Here is a 20,677-nt window from a genome sequence, read left to right as displayed (position 1 = left end):
GGTGGCCGGGGGCGAGCGAAGCTGTCACCAGCGGTAGTGAGCGAACGCGCGGTTCGACTCGGCCATCTTGTGGGTGTCCTCGCGGCGCTTGACCGCGGCACCGAGGCCGTTCGACGCGTCGAGGATCTCGTTCTGCAGGCGCTCGGTCATCGTCTTCTCACGACGACCCTTGGCGTAGCTCACGAGCCAGCGCAGGGCGAGGGTGTTGGCGCGGTGAGGCTTGACCTCGACCGGCACCTGGTAGGTCGAACCGCCGACGCGGCGGCTCTTGACCTCGAGAGTCGGGCGGACGTTGTCGAGCGCCTTCTTCAGCGTGGCGACGGCGTCCTGGCCGTTCTTCGCCTCGACGCCGCGGAGGGCGTTGTAGACGATCGACTCGGCGAGAGACTTCTTGCCGTCGACCAGGATCTTGTTGACCAGCTGGCTGACGATCGGAGCGCCGTAGACCGGGTCGTTGACGACGGGACGCTTCGGGGCGGGACCCTTACGAGGCATTGGACTCAGCCCTTCTTCGCGCCGTAGCGGCTGCGAGCCTGCTTACGGTTCTTGACGGCCTGGGTGTCCAGGGCGCCACGGACGATCTTGTAACGGACACCGGGGAGGTCCTTGACACGACCACCGCGCACGAGCACCAGCGAGTGCTCCTGCAGGTTGTGGCCCTCACCGGGGATGTACGCGGTGACCTCGGTGCCGTTGCGGAGCTTCACACGAGCGACCTTGCGCATCGCCGAGTTCGGCTTCTTCGGGGTGGTGGTGTAGACGCGGGTGCAGACCCCGGCCTGCTGCGGGTTCGACTTGAGCGCCGGTGCCTTGGTCTTCGAGACCTTGGGCGAGCGACCCTTGCGAACCAACTGCTGAATGGTTGGCACGTTCTCTCCTCATAGTGCTGCACGGTGACAGCGTGATGGGTTTCACATCATGACCCACCGGCACGCCGGAACCGGCGAGCTTTTGCGGTGGTGGGTATGCCGTGGGGGCGGACCGGCCATGGAGCCGACGCCCAGCGCGCACGCCGAGACGTGCACACACCTGATCAAGTGTAATGCCGCGTAACCTGACCGGTCAAATGAGCGCCGAGCGCCGAGCGATCAGGGCAGGTCGGGGTCGAAGGGAGAGTCGAGCGACTGCGTCAGCTCGGCGAGCATCGCCTCGATCTGCGGCTCGACGTGCTGCGAGATGGCCGCCTGGATGCGGATGCGATGGCGAAGCAGGATGCCGCAGATCTCCCGGCCCACCATGTTCGCGTACTCGTCGGCCAGAGCGACCTCCTGCCGCAGCGCCGCCTTCGCCTCGTCGGTCAGCGGCGGAAGCGGCGGGAGCGCGGCGGACTCGTCGTCGGCCAGGCCGGCGATCGTGAAGAGGAACGGTGCGCCGGGCACCGGCTCCGGATCGAGGGGCAGGCCGTCGAACTCGGGATCCAGGTCGTCGGCGGGGCGGTAGCTGCGCGCGCGGTTGCGGGCGGCCTGCTGATCGAGCTCCCGCTGCAGCATCGGGAGGTTCCGCGCGGTGTACTCGGCGACGGCGTGGTCGACGATGGTCTTCATTCGGGTCGACAGACCGTGCTGCACTCCGTGCGGGGCGTTCGCGCCGATGCCGGCCGCAGAGAGGATCGGTGACCCGAGGCAGCGCCGACAGGGCGCGACGCGTCCCCGGTGGGTGGCCGGCTCCCACCGCGGCACCCAGCGCAGCCAGGCCTCGACGGCCTGGTCGACCTGCGTCTCCAGCGAGCGCTCCACACGTAGAGCGTACGATGCACGCGCGCCGTGCGCGGCGATTTCGCGCTGGACGGCGGGGCGTCACTCCGCCTCCTCGTCCTCCCACGGCCACCGGGGGCGTCCTGATCCGGTGCGGCGGAGCGCCACCCCGGCCCACGCCGCGATCGCCGCCGCCGCAAGCAGCACGGCACTCGCTCCCCCACGCACGAGATCACCGGCCACCGCCGTCGCGATCACGAGATCGCCGCGAGCCACCACCACCGCAGCCCACAGCACGATCAGATGGGACAGCGCGGCGGCGAGAGCCGTCGCGGGCACGGACAGGAACGACGGACGCTCGCGGCGCAGCGACGACCACAGCATGAGCGCGAAGGCGAGGAGAGCCGCGATCATCCCGACCACCCCCGGGATCTGACCGAGCCCACGCACCGCGATGATGTCGGCGTCGGTCGCGACGCTGAGCGCGCCGAGCCCGAAGACCGCCAGCGCGAAGAACCCGATCGTGGCGAGAGTGAGCGCCAGGACGCGCGAAACCCCCGCGGACTCGGGTCCGCGGGGGTTCGGCGTCGGGGCGTCGGTCATCACCTCGACAGCGTCGGACCCGCCTCGAGCGTGCGCTCGTACTCACGCTGGGCTTCGGCGTTCAGCTCGGTCTTGCGGGCGCCGCTGCGGGCGACCCAAGCTCCGAACCAGATGGTGAGCTCGCGGCCGAAGACGAATGCGGCGATCGCGAGCGGTGCGAACAGCTGCTCGCCGACCAGGTCGCTTCCCTCGCGGGCGGTGAGCAGCCAGAACCGCTCCTCGAACAGCTGGCCGAGCAGGTGACCGCCCCAGGCGAAGAGGCCGACGATGATGCCGAACACCACCCACAGGCCCCAACGGCCGCGGTTGATGAAGGCGCCGAGCAGCCAGAAGCCGAGGAAGAAGACCACGACGGGCACCCAGAAGCCCCAGGTGGTCAGCGGGGCGAGGGCGGACTCGCCGATGTTCTCTGCGGTGACGTCTCCGGACCACGCGCCGAGGCCGAGGGTCGTCCCGAGGTACAGGATCGCGAAAGCGAGGGTCGCGAGGAGGCCGATCGCCCCGGCGGTACCGCGGTTGCCGCGCTCGCGAGGCGGCTCGGGCGCCTGCACGAAGATGGGCTGCTGGGCGAACGTCGGCGCGACGACGGGCTCCGCGACCTCCGTCCTCTCCGCGACGACAGGCTCCGAGGGCACGACGCGAGTCTCGGTGTCGTCGGGTGCGGAGTAGGCGGCGGACGCCATCCTCGACTCGTCGTGCACGATCGGAGCGGAGTGTGCGGCCGTGGCGTCGGCATCCCGCTCGGAGGAGGAGGAGTCGCGTGCCTCGGAGCGCGCGAGGTCGTTCAGCTCCGGCGTGGAGAACGTGCCGGGGTGCTCGCGCTCGGCCGCCTCGAAGGCTGCGAGATCGGGTTCGACGGCGGGATCGGTGCGCGGCGCGGGGGCATCGCCCGTCGCGGCATCCGGCGTCGGACTACCTGGGACGTCCGCGCGGGCGGCCTCGGCGGCGTCGAGACCAGCGTTCGCGCTGTCGACGACGTCGTCGACGTCCTTCCGCCGCTCGGGCTGGGGAACATCGGGGTCACTCATGGGTGCGCCTCTCGTCGGATGTGTGCTCTGCGAGATTACCGCCGCGCATCGGCCCGCCCTCGGAGGCGTGCCGACGTGTCGCCCGACCCGTGGCGGCGCGGGAACCGGCTCGAGGCCCGTCAGTGGAGAAGGGCGCGCAGCGTGTCGCCGGCGAACGTCGCGAGCGTCGGCACTATCGGGATCGCGAACCAGAGGAGGGCCAGGATCACGCCCGTGCACAGCACACCCGCGATCCAGCTCATCGCCAGATTCCGTCCCCCTACCCGTGCCATGTCTTCACGGTACGACCGGCGCGGACGGGAAGGAGGAAGCAACGCCGACGCATGCTTCCCGCGTCTCCGATCGTTACACTCTCCCTATGGCTGACAGTTCCTTTGACATCGTCTCGAAAGTGGATCACCAGGAGGCCGAGAATGCCCTCAACCAGGCCCGCAAGGAGATCGAGCAGCGCTACGACTTCAAGGGCACCGGGGCGACGATCGCCTGGAGCGGCGAGCAGGTCCTGATCACCGCCAACACGGAGGAGCGGGCGAACGCGGTGCTCGACGTCTTCCAGTCCAAGCTGATCAAGCGCGGCATCTCGCTCAAGAGCCTCGAGTCGGGCGACCCCTTCGCGAGCGGCAAGGAGTTCCGCATCGTGTCGTCGCTCAAGGACGGCATCTCCTCGGAGAACGCCAAGAAGATCGGCAAGATCATCCGCGACGAGGGTCCGAAGGGCGTCAAGAGCCAGATCCAGGGCGACGAGCTGCGCGTGCAGTCGAAGAGCCGAGACGACCTGCAGGCCGTGATCGCCCTCCTCAAGGGTTCGGACCTCGACATCGACCTGCAGTTCATCAACTACCGCTGACCCGGACCGTCCCCTCCTTCGCCGGTCGGTCGACCTCAGGTCGTTTCGCGCGTCTCCAGCGATACACCAGGATTTTTCGCGCCCGGCGGTAGCACATTATCCACAGATTGCGATCGCATACCGATATACGGGTCGTGGTGCCCGACACTTGAAACGTCGCATCCTGATGCGGCCGACGATGAGTCGAGGCACGACATGCCGCGAGTCCTTCCATGGCTTCGCGCTCCTCCGATCCCTTCGCGGGGGGAGGTGCACGGCACTCCGCGCTCGGCATCGTCTGCGACTGGCGGGCTCCTGACACGCTCGCCACCGCAGACTCATCGGCGTGGTTCCACGATGGTGCCCCGCCGTGAGCGCATCCTCGTGCGCACTCGGAGAGCACCTGTGGATCGTTGGCACGACGAACGACTTCGTGATCTAGTGACCGTCCCGGGCGCTTCATGGGGCTCGGATCCGGGAACGTAGGTGGGGACAAATCCATGAAGAGCAGGACCAACTCGATGAAGACCATGCGGGAGGGAAAGCAGCTCCTGGCCGAGGAGGTCTTCCAGCACATCGGTGCTCAGATCGTCGACGGCGAACTGCCACCTGGGCACCGCATCCGCGATGTCGACGTCGCCGAAGAGCTCCACGTCTCCCGCACTCCCGTGCGCGAGGCGCTGCAGAGGCTCGAGCGCCTCGGACTCGTCACGATGTACCCGAGCCGCTACACCGAGGTGACCGCCGTATCGCCGGAGGTGGTCGAGCAGACCCTCGAGTTCGCCGGATATCAGGCCGGGATGGCGGCGCGGATGGGAGTCGCCAGGATGTCGCCCGAGGAACGCCACCGCCTCGCCGAGCTGATCGACGAGATGTCGAGAGGGGTCTCCCCCCACGACCACGTCTTCGAGAGCCGCTGGGCCGTGTTCGCGTTCCTGAGTGGCCGCAGCCGCAACGCGCAGCACCAGTTCCTGCTGAACGACGCGAGCATGGCGCTCGCACGGAACCTTCGCGCGTGGCGCGTACCGGCTGCGGATCACGAGCGGATGCTGGGCATCTACCGCGACTTCCGAGAAGCGGTGCTGACCGCCGACGCAGACCGGGCCGAGCGCCTGGCGCGCGCGATGCACTACGTCTGACCCGGGACCCTCGTCCGACGTCTCTCAGCTCGTGGCTGACCAGCCGGTCACCCACCGGGCGAGTCTCGCGTACGCCTCCTCGCGGGCCTCATGCCGGGAGAGGAATACGTCGTGCAGAGCGCCCTCGATCCGCTCCACCGTGACCGACGGCCCGAGCTTGAGAGAGGCGCGAGCGATGTCGTCGACCACGAGGACCGAGTCCACCCGTGTGAGGATCTCCGACCACCGGGTCGGCGGAGCCGATCGTGCGGAGAGCAGCACGCACACGGGGACATCGATCGCCAGTCCCGCGGCCACGGCTCCGTGCCCGACGAGGATGGCGTGGAACCATCCCGCGTGCACGGCCATCGTCTGCGCCGGCCGCCACGTCAGATCGATGTCCATGGGGTCGGTGTCGTCGGCGACCTCCTGCTGCGCGCGCGTGTAGAAGCCGAGGTCCACCTGCGGCGCCACGTCCCGGGGCGCCCAGCGCGCCTGCAGCTCGGCGACCGGGGCGATGAGCGGGCGTGCGGACGCGACCTGGAACTCCAGCCACGGGCTGTTCAGGATGACGGCGTCCGCCGTCTTCGGATGCCGCGACGCCCACAGGCTGAGGGTCAGACCGCCCGTCGAGTGGCCGAGCAGCACGAGCCGTCGCCCTGCGGCCTTTCCGTCCTCCCCGCGACCCATCGCGTCGAGCGCAGCAGCGATGTCTTCGTCATACGTCGCCAGGTCGGTGATGAACCCGGGAGTCTGGCCGTCACGCAGGCTGCGTCCGTACTTGCGGAGGTCCAGTGCGAAGAACCGCGCTCCCCTCGAGGTCCAGAACCGCGCGAGGCGCTTCTGGAAGAAGTAGTCGGACCACCCGTGCACATAGAGGACGTCGACGTCATGGAGCCCTCTCCGGCGCCCGAGGAGGCGCCCCCACCAGGCGGGCTCCGGCGGAAGCGCTCGCACCAGGGTCGCGACCACGGGCCCCTCGTCGTCGGCATCGAGGTCGAGCGTCAGCTGCTCGAACTCGTCGCCGAGGACATCCGGGATCCAGTCAGCCATGCCGCCAGGCTAGCCGACGGCGCCTCGACTACTGCGGTGCGGTCGGCCCGACGGTCAGGTTCCGAACGACCTGCTCCGCGAGGGGACGTGGGTCGCTGGCGCCGGATCCGTTGTCGTACGTGAACAGGCGAATCCAATCCACGCCGACGCGAACGTCGAGGATGTTTTCTCCGTGCGGCCCGGTGCTCGTCTTCGCTGACTCCGCTCCCTCGATCTCGATCGGCGTGCCACCCTGCTTCTCGAGTGCCCAGGCCCCGGCGGGCAGGGTCGTGATTCCGAGGTAGCTCCTGGCCGAGCCCAGATCACCTTCGGCGGAGGTGTAGTAGCAGATCCTGGAACCGTTGACGACCTGGTACACCTCGGACGTCACGCTCCACCCCCCGAAATCGGTGAACAGTGTGACGTCCTCCCCGGCGATAGTCGCGACCTGCTCCTCCGTGATGAACCGCTCGCACGGCATGCCCACGATCTCGCTGTCGATGTGCGCGACGTCTCGAAGGCTCCCCGCTGCCAGCGATGCCAGCCTCGCCAGTGCTTCCCCGATTCGCTCCACGTCCCCGGCCCCGAGCGCCGGGTCGGCCAATGAGGCGGATAGGAGAACGTCGCCGTCGCGGAACTCGAAAACGCATACGCCGACCTCGCAACGACGCTGCTCACCGAAGTATCCGCCTCGCTCCGTCGCGCCGGCGATCACGGATTCCGCGCCGGGAACGATCGACACCTCCCAGTAACCGGGGACGTCCCCCGCGGAACAGCCGATACCTCCCGCACGCTGGAACGCATACTGCATGGGTCCCGGTGTCCAGCTCGACGCGGACACCACCGAGAGCGCCGCCGCCACCGGAGTCGACGGCTCGCCCAGGAGCCCGGCCATCTCGGCCGCGACGTCGTCGCAGGTCACGTCGAACGCCGCCTCGGGAGCGACGACGGGGTCGGGCGTCGGTGTGGCGGTGGGCGTCGGCGTGGACTCGGACGGCGAGCGCGTCGGTTCGGGAGTCGGCTCGGAGGCGCAACCGGAGAGAAGCAACGCGGCGGCCGCTCCCAGGACGAGAAGGGGACGCGGTCTCATGCCCTCAGCCTAGGGAGAACCCGCTCCCTCGCCGCGCGCGGCCGGCAACGATCGGGTAACCGTCACTCCCCGCGGGAGACGCGCACCATCTCCTCGCGCGGGACGACCTTCACACGAGCACGGTCGTGCGGGGTCCCGAGCGAGATCTCGTGCTCGTCGAGGCGGTGCCAGCCGTCGAGGTCCGTCCACTTCACACCCCGCTCCTGCAGCAGCGCGACGACGGCATCCTCGGAGGGATCCTCGGGGTGCCACCACGACCCCTGGTCGTTGATGATGTGACGCACGGTCTCCATGGCATCCGACTTCGTGTGGCCGATGAGGCCGACCGGTCCGCGCTTGATCCAGCCGGTGGCGTAGACGCCGGGCAACTGCTGGTTCGAGTCCTTCGCGAGCACCTGCCCCTCGCGGTTCGGGATCACGCCGTGCTTCTTGTCGAAGGGGACTCCGGGCAGCGGCGAGCCGAAGTACCCGATCGCGCGGTAGAGCGCCTGCAGCGGAACCTCGCGCATCTCGCCGGTGCCGACCGCTCCGCCCTGGCCGTCGGGCTGAGTGCGCTCGTAGACGAGCGCCGCCACGCGGCCCGACTCGTCGGTGCGCACCTCGACCGGACGCGCCCAGAAGTGCAGGTGCAGACGGCGGGATGCCGTGCCGCCCGCGTTGTTCACGGAGTCGCGCTTGCGCCACGACTGCAGGATGCGGTCGATCACCATGACCTGCTTGTTGCTGGCCACGGCATCCTTCGACGCCTCGTCGTAGTCGAAGTCCTCGTCGTAGACCACCATGTCGACGTCCCGGAGCTCGCCGAGCTCGCGCAGCTCGAGGGGCGTGAACTTCACCTGAGCCGGCCCGCGGCGGCCGAAGACGTGCACGTCGGTGACCTGGCTGGCCTGGAGCCCCTGGTAGACGTTCTCGGGAACCTCGGTGACGAGCAGGTCCTCGGCGTGCTTCGCGAGCATGCGGGCGACGTCGAGCGCCACGTTTCCGTTTCCGAGCACGCCGACGGATGCCGCGTCCAGCGGCCACTCGCGCGGCACGTCCGGGTGCCCGTCGAACCAGCTCACGTAGTCGGCCGCGCCGTAGGAGGCGACCGCGTCGATCCCCGGGACGTCGAGCGTCGTGTCGCGGATGGCGCCGGTGGCGAAGATCACCGCGTTGTAGTGCTTCTTGAGGTCTTCCAGGGTGATGTCCTCGCCGAACCTGACGTTGCCGAAGAGGCGGATGTCACCGCGGTCGAGAACGTCGCGCAGCGCCGTGATGATGCCCTTGATGCGCGGGTGGTCGGGAGCCACGCCGTAGCGCACCAGGCCGTAGGGAGCAGGCAGCTGCTCGAACAGGTCGATGGAGACGTCGAACTTGCGCTCGGCTTTGAGGAGGATGTCGGCGGCGTAGATCCCGGCGGGGCCTGCCCCGACGATGGCCAGTCTGAGCTTGGTCATGGTGATCCTTTCGTTTGCCGTCACGTCCGGCGGGCGGCTTCGCGGCCGCGCATCGTCAGCTGGAGCGTTCGACGAGGGTCTCAGCGAAACGCGTCAGCGCCTCGCGCACGGTACCCCGCGGCAGCGGGGTGAGCGCGTCGATCGCGTCGCGCGTCCAGGAGTGCGCGAGCGCGAGGGTCTTCTCGGTGCCTGCATGATCACGCAGCTCGGCGAGAGCGTCGTCGAGGATCGACGGGTCCTCGCCCGCGGCGATGCGTGCCACGCCGTCGTCGATGCGCGCGGCGAGGTCGATCGAGGCCGCATCCGTCTCGGCCTTCAGCAGCAGGTAGGGCATCGTCGGCACGCCCGCGCGCAGGTCGGTGCCCGGCACCTTGCCGGTGTCCTCCGGCTTCGCCGACAGATCGATGACGTCGTCGAGCAGCTGGAAGGCCACGCCGATCTTCTCGCCGTAGACGCGCAGGGGTTCCTCGTACTCCGAGGGGGCGTTCGAGAAGATCACACCGCCCTGCGTCGCCGCCGCGATGAGCGAGCCCGTCTTGTCGGCCAGCACCTGGATGTAGAAGTCGATGGGATCGTCGTCGGGCTGGGCTCCGATCGTCTCGTGCATCTGGCCGAGCACGAGACGCTCGAACGTGTCGGCCTGCAGACGGATCGCACGCTCTCCGAGCCGCGACATGAGCTGGCTCGCGCGGGAGAAGAGGATGTCGCCGGTGAGGATGGCGATGTTGTTGCCCCACACGGTCTGCGCGGCCGGTACGCCGCGGCGGCGGTCGGCTCCGTCCATGACGTCGTCGTGGTAGAGCGAGCCGAGATGCGTGATCTCGAGCGCCTTGGCCACGTCGATGACCTGCTCGGTGTTGCCGTCGCCGAGCTGCGCGGCGAGAAGCGTGAGCACGGGGCGGATGCGCTTGCCGCCCGCCTCGTACAGGTATCGGCTCGCGGCGTCGGCCAGCGGATCGGCGACCCGCACGTCGTCCGCGAGACCCGTCTCGACGAGCTCCAGTCCGTCTTCGATGGCCTGGGCGATGCGACGGCCGGCGGTGCCGATGAAGATGCGGTCGCTGAAACCGAGACGGCTCGCCAGTCGCGAACCCGGGGCTACGCGGCTCGAAGTCACGGGTTCAGCCTACCGTCGTCCGCTGAGAGGATTCGCCCGTCGGGGTCACGCCGCTGCGCCGGACTTCGGCTTGCGGGCGCGGTGCAGGGCGACGATCCCGAAGGACAGGTTGCGGTACGCGACATCTGTCCACCCGGCATCCCGGATCCAGGCGGCGAGCGTCTTCTGGTCGGGCCACTCCCTGATCGACTCGTTGAGGTAGTCGTAGGCGGCGCCGTTCGTGCCGGCGACTCGAGCCACCCGGGGCAGCACCTGTGCGTTGTAGAAGCGGTAGGCGGACCGGAACAGCGGACGGGGAGGCGTGGAGAACTCGTTGATGACCAGACGTCCGCCCGGCTTGGTGACGCGGAACAGCTCGCGCAGCGCCTTCTTCGGGTCGTTCACGTTGCGCAGGGCGTACGACATCGTCACGGCGTCGAATTCGTCGTCGCCGAACGGGAGGTCCGTCGCATCGGCCTGCACGAAGGAGAGATTGCGCATGCGCCCGTGGCGGCGCTGCCCCTCGGCGAGCATGCCCGGCGAGAAGTCGGCGGCGACCACCTCGGCACCGCTGCGGGCGAGAGAGGCGGAGGACGACGCCGTGCCCGCGCCGAGATCGAGGATCTTCTCGCCCGGCTTCGGCGCGACGGCCCGCGTCGTCGCCGCGCGCCACAGCGCGTCGTTGCCGACCGTCATCGCGGTGTTCGTGCGGTCGTAGCCCGCTGCGACCTGGTCGAACATGCCGCTCACGCGGGAGGGGTCCTTGCCGAGGTCGGCGCGGTTGTCATCGTTCGGGGTCACGCGTCCAGTCTAGGTGCGGGGTCTGGGCGCGAGCCCCAGAGACTCCAGCCGATCCAGCCACACGTCGGCCGTCGCGTCGTCGAACGGAGCGACCTGAGCGCGCACCCGCTCCTCGAGGTCGAGGGCGAGGGCTTCCAGCTGTGCCCGCACGTCGGCGGGGTACCCGAACCGGACGCTGTGCTCGGCCCACTCGTCGCGGTCGTCGACCCACGTTCCGCGCTCCCCGACGACCCGCACCACGTCGAGATCCATGTCGATGCCGGTCGCGAGGAGCGGATCGTCGGACCACCGCACATCCCAGCCGAGATCGATGTACACGCGCATGCCGCGGGGATGCTCGCGGTTCACCGTGAGCGCGAAGTCGGTGCGACGCGGGATCAGCGTCACGTTCGGCGTCTCCGCGATGAACGACGCGCCGGGCCGTGCACTGGGCCAGCCGGTCGGCTGGCCGATCCAGTCGCCCCACTCGTCGGCGCCGAGGTAGACGCATTCGTGACGCCAGTGCGGCGACCCGTCCCACTTGCGCCACTGGAAGATCATCTCGGCGCCGGGCGCAGGACGGGCATCGCTCATGTGCTCAGCGTAGGCCGACGGGTGCGGCCCCGGGGCGACGGGCGGAACTAGGCTGGGAGGGTGAGCAGCAGGCTGGTCGTGCGGACCCGAGAGATCGACCCGATCGAAGACCCCCTCGCCTACGCCGACCCCGCCCGTCCGCTCGCCTGGCTTCGCCGCGGCGACGGGATCGTCGCCGTCGGAGACGACATCGTGCGGACCGTCACCGTCGCAGCGGGGACGGATCGCCCTCGCTCGGCCGTGATCGCCGACGCCTGGCGCGAGCTCAGCGCCGAGGCCGACGTCGACGATCCCCTCTCCCTTCCGGGCACCGGTCTCGTCGCGTTCGGGGCGCTCGCCTTCGACGAGGACTCAGCCGCCGACAGCGTGCTCGTCATCCCCGCGCTCGTGGTCGGGCGCCACCGCGGTCGCACGTGGCTCACCAGCATCCGCTCGTCCGAGGACGATCGCTCCGCGGACGCCGTCACACGCCCGTACGGGCCGCACTGGGCCGGCACCGTCGGGCCCGGCGCCCAGAGCCCCCAGGGGTACCAGGACTCGGTGCGCGGCGCGCTCGCGCGCATCGCCGACGGCGAGCTGAGCAAGGTCGTGCTCGCCCGCGACCTCACCGGCAGCATCCCGGCCGGCTCCGATCTGCGCCGCCTGGTGCGCGCCCTCTCGACCGGCTACCCCGACACCTGGTCGTTCGCGGTCGACGGCCTGATCGGCGCGAGCCCCGAGACGCTGGTGACCGTGCAGCAGCGCACCGTGACCGCGCGGGTGCTGGCCGGAACGATCGGACGTGGGGCGGATGCCGACGCCGACACCGCGGCATCCGCTCATCTGGCGTCGAGTACGAAGGATCTCGACGAGCACCAGTACGCCGTGCAGAGCGTGCTCGCGTCGCTGCGGCCGCACACGCGGGCGCTGGCGGCGAGCGAACAGCCGTTCCTGTTGAAGCTGCCGAACCTCTTCCATCTCGCGACCGACGTGGAGGGCGAGCTGGCGGAGGGCGGATCGTCGCTCGACCTCGTCGGCGCTCTGCACCCGACGGCGGCGGTCGCCGGCACTCCCACCCCCGCGGCGATCGCGGCGATCCGCGAACTGGAGCCCTTCGACCGCGGACGCTACGCCGGTCCGGTCGGCTGGGTCGACGCGCACGGCAACGGCGAGTGGGCCATCGCTCTGCGCTGCGCGCAGTTCACGACCGGCGATGATGGCATCGCCGTCACGGCGTATGCCGGTGCGGGAATCGTCGCGGGATCGGATCCCGAATCGGAGCTGCTGGAGACGCGGGTGAAGTTCCGCCCGCTGGTCGACGCGTTGGCCTGAGCGACGCGTTTCGTCTCGGCGCTGCCTCCTCGCTCGATGACCCGGGAAGATGCGCCGGTGAGGTCTCAGCTGGCGGCGAGGCGCTTCTTCTCGGCCTCGACGTCGAAGTCGGCGGCAGGCCACTGCGGGTCGATCTGCTGGAGCGCGTCGAGCAGCAGCTCCTGCACCGCCAGGCGCGCGTACCACTTGTGGTCAGCGGGGATAACGTGCCAGGGCGCCGCATCGGTCGAGGTACGGTCGAAGACGGTCTGGTACGCCGCCATGTACTGTGGCCACAGCATCCGCTCGTCGACGTCGCCCGGGTTGTACTTCCAGTGCTTGTCCGGACGCTCGAGTCGCTCCATGAGGCGCGACTTCTGCTCGTCGGGCGAGATGTGCAGCATGACCTTCACGATGCGGGTTCCGGATGCCGCGACGCGCGCCTCGAACTCGTTGATCGCCCCGTAGCGGCGCTCGATCTCGTCGGCCGGTGCCAGCTGTCTCACGCGACCGATCAACACATCCTCGTAGTGCGATCGGTCGAACACCCCGATGAAGCCCGGCTCGGGCAGGCGTCGCTCGACCCGCCACAGGAAGTCGTGCGAGAGCTCCTCGGGCGTCGGCGCCTTGAAGGCGGTGAGCGCGACTCCCTGCGGGTCGACTCCGCCGACGACGTGCCGCACGATGCCGCCCTTGCCCGCCGAGTCCATGGCCTGGAGGATCAGGAGCACCGAATCGGTCGCGACGCCGACACGGCTCTCGGCGAACAGACGCTCCTGAAGGCCGTTCAGCTCGTCGAGCCCCGCCTCGAGGTCGCGCTTTCCGTCGGCCTTGTGTCCGTGGTAGCCGGGTGTGCTCGACGGATCGAGGTCCGCGAGGCGGAAGCCGTCGCCGACCTGCAGGGTGCGGGACCAGGAGTGCGCGTTCATGTGGCTCATCCTGCCACCGCCCGGGGACGCCGTGCAGGTCGCGACTCACCGACTCAGCGGTACCTCGATCAGCTGGCGTCCGCCCGCGGGCGTCGCGAGCGCCTGGTCGAGCGCGGCCCGCGTCGTGATGCGCTGGTACTCCCAGCCGTATGCACGCGCGAGGTGCTCGAGCCGCACGGTGTGCGGAGTGTAGAACGCGCGGTCGAGTGCAGCGCGTCCCGCCGTGCCCGCGACCTCGAGACCGTCGAAGATCGTTCCGCCGCCGTCGTTGCCGACGATCACCTGCAGCCGCGGCTCGGGCTCGTCCGGCGGCAGCAGCATCGAGCCGACATCGTGCAGGAAGGCGAGGTCGCCGAGCAGCACGCGGGTGACACCCGGCGCGCCGCCCGCCTGACTGGCGAGAGCGACGCCGGTCGCGGTCGCGATGGTCCCGTCGATCCCGGCGAGTCCGCGGTTCGCGTGCACCGGCACCTTCTTGCCGCCGAGCACCGAGTCGGCGACCCGCACCAGACGCGACGACCCGAAGACGAGCCGATCGTGCGGCCAGGTCGCTCGCCACACGGCGTCGACCAGGAGTTCGCGGTCGAGTGGGCGACGGACGGCCTCGAGCTCCGCCTGCATCGCCTCGCGACGGGCCGACGGATCGGCTGAGGCGAGACCGTTCTGATCGGGTGCGCGCTCGCTGAGATCGACCACCTGCGACGCGGATGCCGTCAGCCACGCGCCGAGCCAGTCGCGGTCGGTCTCTCCTGCGGCCACCGACACCGCCGCGACCGGGATCGTGCGACCGTTCAGGTCGAGCTCCTCACCGCCTCGGCGCACGGCCACGACCTCGACGTCGGCGCGGGAGAGCAACCGCGCGACCTCGCGGCTGAGCGTCGGGTGCCCGAGCACGATCGCGCGCTCGATCCTGCCGCCGAGCTCCGGGGCGTCGAGGAGGGTGCGGTAGCCGTGCACGAGGTGCCGACCGAAGCGCGCGCCGCTGACGATCTCGGCGATGAGAGGCCAGGATCCTTCGTGGGCGATCTCTTCGGCATCCGGCCCGGCGTCTGCGCCGGCGATCACGACCGTGCGGGGCCCGCGCTCGACGACGAACACCTCGCCGACGGTCGGCCGCGGCGGATCGCCCTGGACCAGTCGCAGCGCGGGGGGCTCGCCAGACAGCGGCTCGCGCGAGGGGAGGTTGAGGTGCACGGGACCGGCGACCCCGGGGAGACCGCGCGGGGCGTCGCCGCCCATCGCCGCGGAGACGGCGCGCGCCCCGAGACCGACCCAATCGCCGTCACCCGGCACCGGGGCGTCGATCTCGTCGCGCACCCACGGCGAGAACATGCCGGGCTGGACCGTCGCCTGATTCGCGCCGACTCCGCGCAGCTCGGGCGGACGATCGGCGGTCAGCAGCAGCAGCGGGATTCCCGAGTGGAACGCCTCGAGAGTCGCCGGGAGCAGGTTCGCGACCGCGGTGCCCGAGGTGCAGATCACCGCGGCGGGGACACCGGTCTCTCTGGCGAGTCCCAGCGCGGTGAAACCGGCGACGCGCTCGTCGATCCGTACATGGACACGGAGCGCGCCGTCGTCGGCGGCGCGTATCGCCGCGAGCGCGAGCGCCTGCGACCGGGAACCGGGTGAGAGCACGACGTCGCGGACGCCGTGGCCGACGAGTTCCGCGATCAGGGATGCCGCGGCATCCATCGCCGGCGATGAGGTCACGGACGCGGATCCGGTGCGGCGCCGTCGTCGGTCTCGTCCTCGAGGCGCGCGAGCTCCTCCTCGAGACGGCGGATGCGCGCGTCCTGCTCGCTCTTGCTGATGCTGCGCAGGAACTGGGGGTCGTCGTCGGGCGCGACCGTGCGGATGCTTCCCGTGTCGTTCGCGCGGCGGCGGCCGATCGTGAACCAGAGGATGCCGCCGATGACGGGGATGAGCACGACGATCGCGATCCAGGCGGCCTTCGGCACGCCCCGGTGCCGCGTCGACGGCTGCACGGCGCAGTCGACGATGCTGAACACCCAGAACACGGCGGCCAGGAAGCCGCCTACGATCAACAGTCTCGCCACGTATCCAGTCTAGGCGCGCGAGAACGCGGAGGCTCTGGCGCGGTCGCACCGGGGCACAACGAGGCCGGATCGTTAGCGAGAGCGGGCGGTCAGCGCTTCGCGAGGGCTTCGGCCATGCGGTCGACGGCCTGCTCGATGATCGGCCGGGACGTCGCGAACACGAATCGCATGAAACCCACGCCCGCTGCGCCGGTCGCCGATCCGTCGGTCAGCGCGACGCCCGCCCGCTCGCGGAAGAAGTCTGCCGGGGTCGACCCCAGCTCGAGTGCCCTGGCATCGAGCCACCCGATGTAGGTGCCCTCGGGAGCGCGGTACGCGATCTCGGGGATGCGTGCGGCGAGCGCCTCGCCCAGGAAGCGTCGGTTGCCGTCGAGGTACTGCACGACGTCGGCGAGCCAGGCGCGGTCGTCTCGGTAGGCGGCGGTGTTCGCGATCACGCCCAGATTGCTCGCGCCGTGGGACTCCATGGGTCCGATCGGCTCCCAGATCGCCCGGTCGGCGTCGTTGGTGAGGATCAGCTGGGCGGTCTTCAGGCCGGGGAGGTTCCAGGCCTTCGACGCGGAGGTCGCGGTCACGGCGTGCCCCGCGGTGACGGGCGACACCGAGGCGTACGGCGTGTGCGCTCCCGGCGCGTACACGAGCGGCGCGTGGATCTCATCGGAGAACACCCGCCCGCCGTGGCGATCCACGACCTCGCTGACCGCCACGAGCTCGTCGCGGTCGAACACGCGGCCCACCGGGTTGTACGGGTTGCAGAGCACCAGCAGATCGGCGCCGGCACGGAACGCCGCGTCGATGCCGTCGAGGTCGAGCGTGTACCGGCCCTCCGTCACGATCATCGGGACCTGGATGACCTCGCGCCCCGCGGCGAGCGGCACCGTCAGGAAGGGCATGTACGCGGGGGTCGGCACGATCACGGGGGCGCCCGGGCGCGAGAAGTGCTCCATCGCCAGCTTCAGGCCCTGGATCACGTCGGCGATCGGATGGATGTCGGATGCCGGGACAACCCAGTCGTAGACGTCGCGCATCCATTCAGCGGCCGCCTGCGACATCTCATCCGACACGGACGACGGCAGGTATCCGAACAGCCCCTGGTCGACCGCGGCGTGCACGGCCCGGGAGATGCCGGGGGCGACCCCGAAGTCCATCTCGGCGACGAACGCGCCCACGGCGTCGGGGAACGTCGACCACTTGAGGCCGCCGATCCGTCGGAGGTGCTCGACGTCGATGGCGTCGAAGGATGCGGCGAGGGTCATGCGGGCTCCTTGTCAGGGATCGGCGGGCTCCCTCCATCTTCCCGCGTGCGGCGGACACCGGGCGCGGGAAGGGATCGTCAGTCGAGGTCGATCCGCACGATCCGGTCGTCGCCGTCGCGGGGGCTCCCCCGGCCGTCGGTGTTGTTCGTGACGACCCAGACGCCGCCGTCCGGCGCCGCGACGACATCCCTCAGCCGACCCAGTTCCCCTTGCAACAGCTCGGTGCTCGCGTCGAGATCGTCGAGCGGCACGACCCGCAGTCGCTCCCCGCGGAGGTTCGCGACGACCAGGTCGGTGCCGATGACTGCAATGCCGCTCGGACTCGCGGCATCCGGCTCCCACTGCTGCACCGGGTCGATGAAGTCGTCGTTCCCGGCGATGCCCTCGACCTCGGGCCACCCGTAGTTGCCGCCGGGTTCGATGACGTTCAGCTCGTCCCACGTGTCCTGCCCGAACTCGCTCGCGTACATCGTGCCGTCGGCATCCCACGCGATGCCCTGCGGATTGCGGTGGCCGAGGCTCCACACCGGAGAGCCCTCGACCGGATTGTCGTCCGGCACGTCGCCCTCGGGGGTGAGCCGGAGGATCTTCCCCGACAGGGCGTCCGGATCCTGCGCGCTGTCGCGGTCGCCGGCGTCGCCGGCGGTGACGTACAGCATCCCGTCCGGTCCGAAGGCGATGCGTCCGCCGTTGTGGGTGCGCGCGGCGGGGATGCCGTCGACCACCGTGGTCGCCGGTCCGAGCGTGAGGGCACCGGCGTCGCCGCGGATCTCGCGCCGCTCGACCCGGTTCCCGTCCTCCGCGGTGAAGAAGGTGAACAGCTCGCCCTCGTTCAAGGCCAGCCCGAGGAGTCCTCCTTCACCGCCCGCGACCACGCCGTCGACCGCGCCGACCTCGCGGGGTCCGTCGTCGCCGAGCTCCAGGATGCGCGCGCTGTCGCGCTCGCTGACCAGGGCGACACCCTCGTGGAACGCGACGGACCAGGGAGCGTCGAGCCCTTCGGCGACGGAGTCGACGGCGGCCGGCGACGCCGGACGAGGGGCTGCCGCGCACGCGGCCACCAGGAGAACGGATGCCGCGGCCACGGCGGCGAGCGCGCGGCGTCGTACGGGGCGCAGTGAGCGGGCGTCGGGGGACATGCCTCCATCCAACGCGGCGGGGGCCGCAGGGACAAGGCACCGCGGTCGCCCTCCCGTGGCCGCTCCCCCGTCGCTACGCTGAGCGCATGACCGAGGCGCGCAGCACTCCGCATCCCGTTCTGTCCGTCGTGAGGCGCATCCCCGCGACGCTGACGATGGTGGCGCTGATCCTCGCGGTGGGCGTCGCGTCGCAGGGGCTGTGGCGTCCGTTCGAGGAGTCCACCCTGTTCGGAACCGTCGCCTACGGTCTGCCCAACCTCGCCGAGGGCAAGTGGTGGACGCCGCTCACCGGCACGTTCTTCGTCAATGAGCCGTGGGTGTACGTGTTCACGATCGCCGGCTTCTGGGGCATGGCGTACCTGGAGTTCCGCCGCGGAAGCCGGGTCGCGCTCGCCTACTACTGGATCGGTCAGCTGTTCGCGATCCTCGCCACCGCCCTGCTGCTGTTCGTGCTGTCGCAGTTCCCGTGGGCGTGGGCGAGCACCCAGGCGCAGGCCCTCGACGTCGGCGCGTCGGGCGGCACCATGGCCTGTATCGCGGCGGCCGTCGGACTGTTCCGCCCGCCGTGGCGCGTGCGCGGCTGGCTCATCCTGCTCGGCTTCGTGTTCATCGCGATGCTGTTCTGGGGCAAGGTCGCGGACCTCGAGCATCTGCTGGCCGTGCTGCTCATCCTCGCGGTCGACCGTTCGCTGCGGGTGGCTCGGACGACGGTGCGCGAACAGCGGCTCATCGCGGTCGTGGCGATCCTCGTGCTGGGTGCAGTCGAGATCATCACGACCCTCATCGCCACAGACGGACCGTTCGGGCCCACCGAGCCGGTGTCGGGCGGGTTCATCGACCTCGCGATCGATCTCGTCGTGATCCTCGTGCTCGTGAACGGTCTGCGCCGCGGTCGCCGGTTCGCCTGGGTGCTGGCGATCCTGCTCGGCCTGTTCAACGTGCTCGTCGCCGCGCTCGTGCTGACCCTCATCACGGTGTTCAGCCAGGCCCAGGTCGACTTCCGGTGGGACGGCGAGACGGAGCTCGCGCTCGCGAACGGCTTCCTGTGGATCATCATGCTGGCGTACCTGATCGGCGTCCGCCGGGCCTTCCGTTCCCGGCGACGCTCGCTTCTCGGCATCCAGCCCGCGCCCACCGTCGACGACGTGAAGACCGCGCTCCGCGCGCACGGCGGGGGCACGCTCTCGTGGATGACGACGTGGGAGGGGAACAGCTACGCCCGGGTCGCCGGCGGCGGCATCGTCGCCTACCAGCGGCGCGCCGGGGTCGCGCTGGCCCTCGCGGATCCGATCGGACCACCCGAGAGCCGGGCCGAGGCCGTGGCGGACTTCATCCGCACCGCCGAGAGCGCCGGACTCGTGCCGTGCTTCTTCAGCGCGGACGACGCGACGCGAGCCGCCGTGCCGGCCGGATGGCGGAACCTCGTGGTCGCCGACGACACGATCGTCGACCTCCCGGGACTGGAGTTCACCGGCAAGCGCTGGAACTCGGTGCGCAGCTCCCTGAACAGGGCGGGCCGCGAGGAGATGACCTTCCGGATGACGCACCTCAAGGCCGAATCCTGGGGCGTGCAGCAGCAGTTGCGGGCGATCTCCGAGGCCTGGGTCGGCGACAAGGACCTGCCAGAGATGCGCTTCACCCTCGGCACCCTCGAGGAGGCCGAGGATCCCGAAGTGCGGCTCGCCCTGGCCCTCGCCCCGAACGGCGACGTGGACGGATTCCTCTCGTGGCTGCCCGTCTACGGCGAGGGCGGAGTCGTGCGCGGCTGGACGCTCGACCTCATGCGTCGACGCGACGGCGGTTTCGGACCGGTCATGGAGTTCCTCATCGGCTCGTCCGCACGGCAGTTCGCCGAGGAGGGTGCGCAGATCATGTCGCTCTCCGGGGCCCCGCTCGCCCACGACTACCCGCCGGACGCCGGCATGATCGCGGCGCTCAGCGACCGGCTGGCTGACGCCCTCGAACCCGTGTACGGCTTCGGATCGCTGCACCGGTTCAAGCAGAAGTTCCACCCGCGCTACGAGACCATGTACCTGCTGTTCCGCGACGAGAGCGACCTCGCCGCGATCGGGCCGGCGCTGACCCGCGCGTTCCTGCCGGATGCGACGCTCCGGCAGTTCGCCGGTGCGGGTCTCGAGCTCGTCCGAGGAGGCGGGAAGGACTGACTTCTGGCGCGCACGCTCGCGTCGCAGATGTCCCCGTGCGTCGCAGGTTCTCGGCGGCATCCTGCGACGCGGGTGCACAACTGCGACGCGCGTCAGACGTCGCGGGGTCTCTGCCGCAGCTGCTTGACGTCGGTACGCCGGTGCTTCGCCGTCAGACGGCGCTCCTTCGAGCCGCGGGTCGGCTTCGTGGCACGCCGCGGCGGCGCAGCAGGACGGAGCGCGGCCGCGACGAGGGCCGCGAGGCGCTCACGCGCGGCATCCCTGTTGCGCAGCTGCGCCCGATGCTCGGATGCCGCGATCGTGACGACACCGCCGACGAGCCGCGATGCGAGCCGGTCGAGCAGACGGTCGCGCTGCGCGGCCGAGAGAGCCGAGCTGTTCGTCACGTCCCAGCTGAGCTCGACCCGGGAGTCGGCCGTGTTGACCCCCTGACCTCCCGGACCCGATGACCGCGAGAAGCGCCACGACAGCTCGGCGTCGGGGATCGTGAGCCCCGACGAGACGCGGAGGCCGGGGCGGAACGGTGCGACCATGGCATCCATCT

The 20,677-nt window shown here is 70.3% G+C and carries 22 protein-coding genes; 4 read left to right on the top strand and 18 right to left on the bottom strand.

The window, feature by feature from the left end; all coding sequences use genetic code 11:
* Nucleotides 1–24: 24 nt before the first annotated feature.
* The 6 genes from rpsG to RAC81_RS09405 form a co-directional block, all read right to left on the bottom strand.
* Nucleotides 25–495 carry a 30S ribosomal protein S7 gene (rpsG, locus tag RAC81_RS09430; RefSeq protein WP_050722490.1) on the bottom strand — a complete coding sequence of 157 codons (471 nt, stop codon included), beginning with the start codon at nt 493–495 and terminating at the stop codon, nt 25–27.
* Between the two features lie 5 nt (nt 496–500).
* Nucleotides 501–869 carry a 30S ribosomal protein S12 gene (rpsL, locus tag RAC81_RS09425; RefSeq protein ID WP_013584051.1) on the bottom strand — a complete coding sequence of 123 codons (369 nt, stop codon included), beginning with the start codon at nt 867–869 and terminating at the stop codon, nt 501–503.
* Nucleotides 870–1,088: 219 nt separating this feature from the next.
* On the bottom strand, nt 1,089–1,736 hold the full coding sequence (locus RAC81_RS09420) for a spermidine/putrescine ABC transporter substrate-binding protein (protein ID WP_251586858.1): 648 nt from the start codon (nt 1,734–1,736) through the stop codon (nt 1,089–1,091).
* Nucleotides 1,737–1,796: 60 nt separating this feature from the next.
* Nucleotides 1,797–2,297, bottom strand: coding sequence for a hypothetical protein (locus RAC81_RS09415; RefSeq protein ID WP_375082131.1), 501 nt, complete (start codon nt 2,295–2,297; stop codon nt 1,797–1,799).
* The gene (locus RAC81_RS09410; RefSeq protein ID WP_375082130.1) at nt 2,297–3,325 is read right to left on the bottom strand and encodes an ABC transporter; all 1,029 of its coding nucleotides are present in this window, start codon (nt 3,323–3,325) and stop codon (nt 2,297–2,299) included. Before RAC81_RS09410 ends, RAC81_RS09415 begins: the two co-directional genes overlap by 1 nt.
* 119 nt (nt 3,326–3,444) lie before the next feature.
* Nucleotides 3,445–3,597, bottom strand: a complete 153-nt coding sequence (locus RAC81_RS09405; protein WP_375082129.1) for a hypothetical protein — start codon at nt 3,595–3,597, stop codon at nt 3,445–3,447.
* An 86-nt stretch (nt 3,598–3,683) separates the two neighbouring features.
* On the opposite strand from RAC81_RS09405, the gene RAC81_RS09400 reads away from it, so the two are divergent.
* Together RAC81_RS09400 and RAC81_RS09395 are read left to right on the top strand one after the other, a co-directional pair.
* Entirely contained in the window at nt 3,684–4,172 is a 489-nt protein-coding gene (locus RAC81_RS09400; RefSeq protein ID WP_375082128.1) for a YajQ family cyclic di-GMP-binding protein, read from the top strand.
* Between the two features lie 479 nt (nt 4,173–4,651).
* Nucleotides 4,652–5,290 (top strand): GntR family transcriptional regulator, encoded by a 639-nt coding sequence (locus RAC81_RS09395; protein ID WP_375082127.1) that lies wholly within the window; start codon nt 4,652–4,654, stop codon nt 5,288–5,290.
* Nucleotides 5,291–5,314: 24 nt separating this feature from the next.
* Here RAC81_RS09395 and RAC81_RS09390 read toward each other — a convergent pair whose 3' ends face one another.
* The 6 genes from RAC81_RS09390 to RAC81_RS09365 all read right to left on the bottom strand — a co-directional run bounded on the left by RAC81_RS09390 (nt 5,315) and on the right by RAC81_RS09365 (nt 11,297).
* Nucleotides 5,315–6,322: an alpha/beta hydrolase gene (locus RAC81_RS09390; protein WP_375082126.1), complete on the bottom strand. Its 1,008-nt coding sequence runs from the start codon at nt 6,320–6,322 to the stop codon at nt 5,315–5,317.
* 28 nt (nt 6,323–6,350) lie between these two features.
* The gene (locus RAC81_RS09385) at nt 6,351–7,391 is read right to left on the bottom strand and encodes a hypothetical protein (RefSeq protein ID WP_375082125.1); all 1,041 of its coding nucleotides are present in this window, start codon (nt 7,389–7,391) and stop codon (nt 6,351–6,353) included.
* A 62-nt stretch (nt 7,392–7,453) separates the two neighbouring features.
* On the bottom strand, nt 7,454–8,827 hold the full coding sequence (locus RAC81_RS09380) for an FAD-dependent oxidoreductase (RefSeq protein WP_375082124.1): 1,374 nt from the start codon (nt 8,825–8,827) through the stop codon (nt 7,454–7,456).
* Nucleotides 8,828–8,882: 55 nt separating this feature from the next.
* Nucleotides 8,883–9,944, bottom strand: a complete 1,062-nt coding sequence (locus RAC81_RS09375) for a polyprenyl synthetase family protein (RefSeq protein WP_375082123.1) — start codon at nt 9,942–9,944, stop codon at nt 8,883–8,885.
* 45 nt (nt 9,945–9,989) lie between these two features.
* Nucleotides 9,990–10,724, bottom strand: a complete 735-nt coding sequence (locus RAC81_RS09370; protein WP_375082122.1) for a class I SAM-dependent methyltransferase — start codon at nt 10,722–10,724, stop codon at nt 9,990–9,992.
* 9 nt (nt 10,725–10,733) lie between these two features.
* Nucleotides 10,734–11,297 (bottom strand): hypothetical protein, encoded by a 564-nt coding sequence (locus RAC81_RS09365; RefSeq protein WP_375082121.1) that lies wholly within the window; start codon nt 11,295–11,297, stop codon nt 10,734–10,736.
* Between the two features lie 60 nt (nt 11,298–11,357).
* Here RAC81_RS09365 and RAC81_RS09360 point away from each other — a divergent pair, with 60 nt between their 5' ends.
* On the top strand, nt 11,358–12,608 hold the full coding sequence (locus RAC81_RS09360; protein ID WP_375082120.1) for an isochorismate synthase MenF: 1,251 nt from the start codon (nt 11,358–11,360) through the stop codon (nt 12,606–12,608).
* 65 nt (nt 12,609–12,673) lie between these two features.
* Here RAC81_RS09360 and RAC81_RS09355 read toward each other — a convergent pair whose 3' ends face one another.
* The 5 genes from RAC81_RS09355 to RAC81_RS09335 form a co-directional block, all read right to left on the bottom strand.
* Nucleotides 12,674–13,516: a polyphosphate kinase 2 family protein gene (locus RAC81_RS09355; RefSeq protein ID WP_375082119.1), complete on the bottom strand. Its 843-nt coding sequence runs from the start codon at nt 13,514–13,516 to the stop codon at nt 12,674–12,676.
* A 45-nt stretch (nt 13,517–13,561) separates the two neighbouring features.
* Complete coding sequence (menD, locus tag RAC81_RS09350; RefSeq protein WP_375082521.1) at nt 13,562–15,208, bottom strand: 2-succinyl-5-enolpyruvyl-6-hydroxy-3-cyclohexene-1-carboxylic-acid synthase; 1,647 nt, start codon at nt 15,206–15,208, stop codon at nt 13,562–13,564.
* Nucleotides 15,209–15,222: 14 nt separating this feature from the next.
* Complete coding sequence (locus RAC81_RS09345; RefSeq protein ID WP_375082118.1) at nt 15,223–15,573, bottom strand: PLDc N-terminal domain-containing protein; 351 nt, start codon at nt 15,571–15,573, stop codon at nt 15,223–15,225.
* A gap of 89 nt (nt 15,574–15,662) precedes the next feature.
* Nucleotides 15,663–16,829 (bottom strand): MalY/PatB family protein, encoded by a 1,167-nt coding sequence (locus RAC81_RS09340; protein WP_375082117.1) that lies wholly within the window; start codon nt 16,827–16,829, stop codon nt 15,663–15,665.
* A 77-nt stretch (nt 16,830–16,906) separates the two neighbouring features.
* Nucleotides 16,907–17,968: a PQQ-dependent sugar dehydrogenase gene (locus tag RAC81_RS09335; protein ID WP_375082116.1), complete on the bottom strand. Its 1,062-nt coding sequence runs from the start codon at nt 17,966–17,968 to the stop codon at nt 16,907–16,909.
* A gap of 86 nt (nt 17,969–18,054) precedes the next feature.
* On the opposite strand from RAC81_RS09335, the gene RAC81_RS09330 reads away from it, so the two are divergent.
* A complete protein-coding gene (locus RAC81_RS09330; RefSeq protein ID WP_375082115.1) occupies nt 18,055–20,133 on the top strand; it encodes a bifunctional lysylphosphatidylglycerol flippase/synthetase MprF in 2,079 nt (692 codons plus the stop codon).
* 92 nt (nt 20,134–20,225) lie between these two features.
* On the opposite strand, the gene arfB is transcribed toward RAC81_RS09330, so the two are convergent.
* A complete protein-coding gene (gene arfB / locus RAC81_RS09325; RefSeq protein ID WP_375082114.1) occupies nt 20,226–20,666 on the bottom strand; it encodes an alternative ribosome rescue aminoacyl-tRNA hydrolase ArfB in 441 nt (146 codons plus the stop codon).
* Nucleotides 20,667–20,677 lie beyond the last annotated feature (11 nt).

Origin of the sequence: Microbacterium sp. CR_7, from assembly GCF_041954755.1 — a bacterium.
In the GTDB taxonomy this organism is placed as follows: domain Bacteria; phylum Actinomycetota; class Actinomycetes; order Actinomycetales; family Microbacteriaceae; genus Microbacterium.
Note: the sequence above shows the minus strand (reverse complement) of the source record. Positions and strands in the feature narration are given on the sequence as shown.

Excerpts from the sequence above, each read along its gene's own strand:
- RAC81_RS09390 (WP_375082126.1), bottom strand. The coding sequence starts at position 6,322 with ATGGCTGACTGGATCCCGGATGTCCTCGGCGACGAGTTCGAGCAGCTG.
- RAC81_RS09400 (WP_375082128.1), top strand. The coding sequence starts at position 3,684 with ATGGCTGACAGTTCCTTTGACATCGTCTCGAAAGTGGATCACCAGGAG.
- RAC81_RS09380 (WP_375082124.1), bottom strand. The coding sequence starts at position 8,827 with ATGACCAAGCTCAGACTGGCCATCGTCGGGGCAGGCCCCGCCGGGATC.
- RAC81_RS09340 (WP_375082117.1), bottom strand. The coding sequence starts at position 16,829 with ATGACCCTCGCCGCATCCTTCGACGCCATCGACGTCGAGCACCTCCGA.
- menD (WP_375082521.1), bottom strand. The coding sequence starts at position 15,208 with ATGGATGCCGCGGCATCCCTGATCGCGGAACTCGTCGGCCACGGCGTC.
- rpsG (WP_050722490.1), bottom strand. The coding sequence starts at position 495 with ATGCCTCGTAAGGGTCCCGCCCCGAAGCGTCCCGTCGTCAACGACCCG.
- RAC81_RS09395 (WP_375082127.1), top strand. The coding sequence starts at position 4,652 with ATGAAGAGCAGGACCAACTCGATGAAGACCATGCGGGAGGGAAAGCAG.
- RAC81_RS09355 (WP_375082119.1), bottom strand. The coding sequence starts at position 13,516 with ATGAACGCGCACTCCTGGTCCCGCACCCTGCAGGTCGGCGACGGCTTC.
- RAC81_RS09415 (WP_375082131.1), bottom strand. The coding sequence starts at position 2,297 with ATGACCGACGCCCCGACGCCGAACCCCCGCGGACCCGAGTCCGCGGGG.
- RAC81_RS09410 (WP_375082130.1), bottom strand. The coding sequence starts at position 3,325 with ATGAGTGACCCCGATGTTCCCCAGCCCGAGCGGCGGAAGGACGTCGAC.
- arfB (WP_375082114.1), bottom strand. The coding sequence starts at position 20,666 with ATGGTCGCACCGTTCCGCCCCGGCCTCCGCGTCTCGTCGGGGCTCACG.
- RAC81_RS09365 (WP_375082121.1), bottom strand. The coding sequence starts at position 11,297 with ATGAGCGATGCCCGTCCTGCGCCCGGCGCCGAGATGATCTTCCAGTGG.
- RAC81_RS09385 (WP_375082125.1), bottom strand. The coding sequence starts at position 7,391 with ATGAGACCGCGTCCCCTTCTCGTCCTGGGAGCGGCCGCCGCGTTGCTT.
- RAC81_RS09330 (WP_375082115.1), top strand. The coding sequence starts at position 18,055 with ATGACCGAGGCGCGCAGCACTCCGCATCCCGTTCTGTCCGTCGTGAGG.
- RAC81_RS09335 (WP_375082116.1), bottom strand. The coding sequence starts at position 17,968 with ATGTCCCCCGACGCCCGCTCACTGCGCCCCGTACGACGCCGCGCGCTC.
- RAC81_RS09405 (WP_375082129.1), bottom strand. The coding sequence starts at position 3,597 with ATGGCACGGGTAGGGGGACGGAATCTGGCGATGAGCTGGATCGCGGGT.